General features: G+C 63.2%; 1 pseudogene. It reads left to right on the forward strand.

Annotated elements, in window-relative coordinates:
• Positions 1-1,139: pseudogene (locus EAE92_RS24060) on the forward strand (type IV secretion protein Rhs); the annotation flags it as partial.

The raw sequence follows: 1,139 nt of genomic DNA on the forward strand, positions 1-1,139 counted from the left end.
GAGAACCGGACCGTCAGTCTGGGTTATGACAGTCAGGACCGGCTGCGCAGCCTGACCGCGGCGGGGGCGCTGTGGCGCTGGCGTTACGACCGTCATCACCGGGTGGCGGTCAGTGACCGGCCGGACAACCAGCTGGAGCACTTCACCCATGACCGCCACGGCAACTTAACCTGCTGGACCGATGCCCGCGGCGTAGAATGGCAGGTCGAATACGGCCCGTTTGACCTGCCGGTCGCCCGGCGTGACGGCGAGGGGCATCGCTGGCAGTATCGTTATGATGCCGACACGCTGCAACTGACGCAGGTGATTAACCCGCAGGGGGAAACTTACACCTATACCCTGGATGCGGACGGGCGGGTTATCACCGAGCAGGATTACGCCGGCACGCAGTGGCATTATCGCTATGACCGGTCGGGGAACTGCATTGAAAAGCGGGATGGGGAAGAGAACGTAACCCGTTATGATTATGATGCCGCCCGCCGGCTGACGACGCTGCGCGCCCCGGAAGGGACCACCCGTTATCATTACGACATCCTGGGCCGGCTGTTAACCGTGGACTCCCCGGACAGCGCCCTGCATTTTGAATATGACGAGCAGGACCGGATAGTGCGGGAAATTCAGCCGCACGGCGAGATTCTGCGTCACTACCCGGATAACCGCGCGGTAGAACGGCAGTTGCTGACCGGCGAAACAGCGCCGGTTGCCGGCCCTGCCCGGTTTAGCGGGCAGACCCACCTCTGCCGCTGGCAGAGTCGCCGGGAAGTCAACCGGGTGGGGGAACTGATTACGCTGGCGCTGGAAGGACAGGCACCCCTGACCCTGGAACGGGATGACGCCGGCCGGGACACGGGGCGTTACGTGGACGGGGGATTTATTCTGCGCCAGCAGTACAGCCTGATGGAGCAGTTAACCGCGCAACGGGCCGGCCGCAATCCCCATTTCTTCCGGCCGGCTGAGCTGGATGAGATTGCCGGACCCGCTTACGCGGGGGTGGCCCGCCGGTATGAATACGATGCCGCGCTGAACCTGACCGCCGTCAGTGATGACGGGCAGCCGTTAAATTATCTCCTCAACGGCAACGGCCAGGTGATGTCGGTGGGGGAGGGCCGGACACTGCGGGAGCATTATCAGTATGATGA

It is taken from the genome of Photorhabdus hainanensis, assembly GCF_018448965.1.
Classification (GTDB): domain Bacteria; phylum Pseudomonadota; class Gammaproteobacteria; order Enterobacterales; family Enterobacteriaceae; genus Photorhabdus; species Photorhabdus akhurstii.